This is a genomic window from uncultured Mucilaginibacter sp., assembly GCF_903913935.1.
In the GTDB taxonomy this organism is placed as follows: domain Bacteria; phylum Bacteroidota; class Bacteroidia; order Sphingobacteriales; family Sphingobacteriaceae; genus Mucilaginibacter.
The window spans coordinates 1-3914 of record NZ_CAIWNH010000167.1; the positions used below are offsets into that span (position 1 = coordinate 1).

The following is a 3914-nucleotide window of genomic DNA, read 5'->3' on the forward strand; positions in this document are numbered from 1 at the left end:
AAAACAAATATGCGGCGCTAAAACATTGTCATTGTGTTTAAGTATCACTAAGTCAAAAGTAATTCATTAAACTACCGTAAAAATGACATGAGTTGTATATTAAATATGACTTCTGTCATATTTAATTCACAAAAGATATGAATTATAGGAGCCACATCTTTTTTGTGGTATTTTAGGCTATTTCCTATTAAGTTTTGCAAAACCTGCCGCAGCGGGGTCTTATAGAATTCAATAACCGGAAGATTATTAAAAACGATCGTTGCTTTTTCTTCCTGTATCTGTCGCTTAAACAAAATGTTTATATCTTTGATAAACTTATTCAGATCAATTTCTTCAAGATCATCTTCCGTATTGCCAACCCGCGAAAATTCAAGCAGATCAAGAATGATCTGGCGCATTCTTTTAGCCCCGTCAACTGCGAAGTTTATATAACGCTTACCTTTATCATCAATAACATTTCCATATTTCTTTTCCAATTGCGTTAAAAAACTGATTACCATACGCAAAGGTTCCTGAAGATCATGCGAGGCTACGTAGGCAAAATGTTCGAGTTCAGTATTTGAAACGGAAAGTTCTTTGGCTTTAATTTTGAGTTCCTCATTAAGCTCGGTAATAGCGAGTTCCGCAGCTTTTCGATTTGAAATATCTTTAATGTAAATGGATAAGCCCGCCGGTGAAGGAAATGCGCTTACTTCTATCCAGGTATTGTTTGATTCATATTTTTCTTCAAAATGCACTGGCAGGCCGCTTTCCATAGCCTTATTATAATTTTTAAAGAAAGTTGGCGCATTAGAAGCAGTATATTGATCCCATATATTGGTTCCAAGGATCTCTTCTTTTGGCCGGCGGGTCATCCGTTCCACCACCTTGTTCCAATAAGTGATCACCCAATCTTTATTCACTGCAAAAAAAGCATCCCCTATACTTTCAAGGATCGTATTTCTCTCTTCAAGGGCTTCGGTCGCTGACAGCTCGGCTTTTTTCATTGCATCGATGTCCTGAAAACTACCAAACAACCTTGTACACCTGCTTTCAATGAACTCGGCTTCAACAATTAGCCGGACCCATTTCAAATTGCCCTTAAAAGTATTGACTTGTGCTTCTACATCCCCGGGTATACCTTTTGTAGCGGCCATATTTAATGCTCCATTTATTATATCCCGATTAGCGCCAGCCGGGTACAGATTTAATGCAGTTTGAACATCATAATCAGCAATATCCCCTGCTTCAAGGATTTCGCGGGTAATAGCTGACCAATGAACAGTGTTGGTTTCCATATCCACATCCCACGCTCCTATACGGGCAAGGCTATTTGCTTTGTCAAGCAGTTCCTCTACTTCCTTTTTTTCGGTAATATCTTTGGCCGAACAAAAAATAATGCCTTTATCGTCGGCTTGAGAGGCCGTCCAGGCAAGCCATTTTAATTTCCCCGTCCGGGTTACATGCCTGCACTCTACAAAGCTGGAGACCTTGGTTTCAACCACTTCACATATTTCGGTTTGCATTTTTTCTCTATCAAGCGGATGCACAGTTTCCATTAAAGGCCAGCTCAGCAAATCATGTTCGGTATATTCAAGTATTTCGCACATTTCAGGGTTTAACTTAAGGAAATAGCCATCTGTATTGGCAATGCAAAGCACATCTGGTGTAAATTGAAAAATTTGATTTAACTCATCTTCCAGCTGTTTTCTTTTTATTTCTGCACCGAAACCCTTGCTGAAGTTTTCAAAATTTGCAGTAAGGCCAAATGCCGGCAATTCATCCTTGTCCATTAACAGCGCGAGAGTGCCTATTACCTTTTCGTTGTAGAACAACGGTAATGAATAGACTCTTTTAAAACCAGCATCAACGGTTTCTTTGGATCGACGTACATTTGTGCTTATTTTTTTATAGTGCCAGGATTGTAACGTCGGCGTATCCCAGGTAATACCGGGTAAGCCCTCGCCCTGGGCAAGTCCAGAACTTTTAACAGTTTGCTCAGCAAAATCTTTAAATTTTTTATTTTGAAAAAATTGCGCCTATAAAAATATTTTATTTTTATATTCATCTATCAGCCACACTTCTGCCAGGCTTATATTCCCATAAAAAACAAGCATTTCAAGGGTTTTTTGCATAGCATCTTTTAAGCCCTGTTGATGAATAAAAATATGCCTGATCTCTGCCAACAAACCATCCTGTAATTCCGCATTTTTCTTTTCGCTGATATCCCGTCCTATCTCAACATAATGCGCTAATTTGCCAGTTTCATCGTATACCGGAATGACGGAAAAATTTATCCAATACTTATCCCCGTTCTTTTTATAGTTAATTACTGTAAACTCGCAAATTTCGCGGTATTTTAAAGTTTGCTCCATCCGTTTCAATTGCTGCTTATTTGTTTTGGCCCCGTGCAGCAAAGAAGTTTGCTTACCAATGACTTCTTCAGCTGAAAAGCCTGTCATTTTAGTAAAGGCATCATTTACATATAAAATACGCGGGCTATTTAAATCAATTGGTTCAGCTTCAATAATTATAACGGAATCTGTTGTATTGGTAACGACAGACTCCAGCAATTTTAACTGGCGTTCTTCCAACTTTTGCCTGGTAATATCCTGTATAGCACCAACCATTCGTTTGCCTACCCCATTTGCGTCTCTCAATACCACTGCTTTTTCAAGCACATAGGCATATTCGCCGTTTGCCCGCATTAAACGATATTCCTCTTCCCATTTGGTTATTTTACCATATTTAATTTTGGCCAAATCCATCACCACCCTATCCTTGTCGTCCGGATGAACATGTGCTCCCAATTGAATGAGATCATTAGCATCTTTTATTTTTTTATGCCCAAATAATTTATCCAGGTTACCGGAAAAATTAACCCCACCTGTTTCCAGGTCCCAATCCCATATCACATCTGATGTGGCTTCAGTAGCCAATTCATAGCGCTCATTACTTATTTTTAAAGCCTGTTCGCGCTTGTAGCTTTCTAAAATAACCTGTAAAATACTTACTGCTCTCTGGATCGTTTTTCGTTCAAGGCCGGACGGTTTTTTTGCCTCCTGGTAATAACAGGCAAACGTTGCAGTAACGTACGAATCGCTGTCAAAAATCGGGTATGACCAGCAAGCCCTTAATTTATATTTTTCGGTAATTGCTTTATAAGCATTAGAAAAATTATCGGTTGATAAATTGTCCGATACAACCGGTTGTTTTAAAAATGCGGCCCTCCCGCATACCCCTTTATTTTCACCGATCTCTATTCCATCAACAAAATCAGTATATTCCTTTGGTAGAGAGGGCGAAACCAGGTGATACATTTTTTTACCACGTACCTCCAACATTGAACAGTATAATCCTGGATGCAACGCCTCAATCCCTTTTAAATAAACCTTAAGCATTTCTGTTAAATTCCTGCTGCTACTGGCATTCATCTCCAAAATATTTTTCTCCAGCTTATCCAGTTCATTAAAATACCGGCTTTGTGTTATATCTTCCGACATGGACAACGATACCGTCCGTCCGTTATATTTAATTAAATGGCCGGTAACGTTTACAAACATTATTTCACCGTTCTTTTTTATATGGCGCCAGATCCTCTTATGAATTACGCCATAATCAGCTTCTTCACGGGTAAAATTTTCTATCAGCGGTATATCCTCAGCCGGCCTGATTTGTTTAGTATTTAGTTTTAAAAATTCATCGCGCGTATACCCGTATTTTAGCTCTGCTTCTATATTAACATCAATTATTTGCAGGGTTTCAAAATCCCAAATGATCAGCGGTAATGGATTGTTTTCAAACAGGTATCTGTATTTTTTTTCTGATTCGATCAGTTCGTTTTCAATTTTCTTCTTTTCAGTAAAGTCCCTGCCCGATGCAAATCTCACTTTTCCTACAGGGTCCCATTTTGATGTCCAGCTTATATTAACAAA

General features: G+C 38.6%; 2 protein-coding genes. Both read right to left on the reverse strand.

Features of this window, described 5'->3' with window-relative positions:
• Window positions 1–71: 71 nt before the first annotated feature.
• Window positions 72–1814: a PAS domain S-box protein gene (locus QZY09_RS06330; RefSeq protein ID WP_295669720.1), complete on the reverse strand. Its 1743-nt coding sequence runs from the start codon at window positions 1812–1814 to the stop codon at window positions 72–74.
• 204 nt (window positions 1815–2018) lie between these two features.
• The coding region (locus tag QZY09_RS06335) for a PAS domain S-box protein (protein WP_295669723.1) at window positions 2019–3914 on the reverse strand (1896 nt) is incomplete at its 5' end.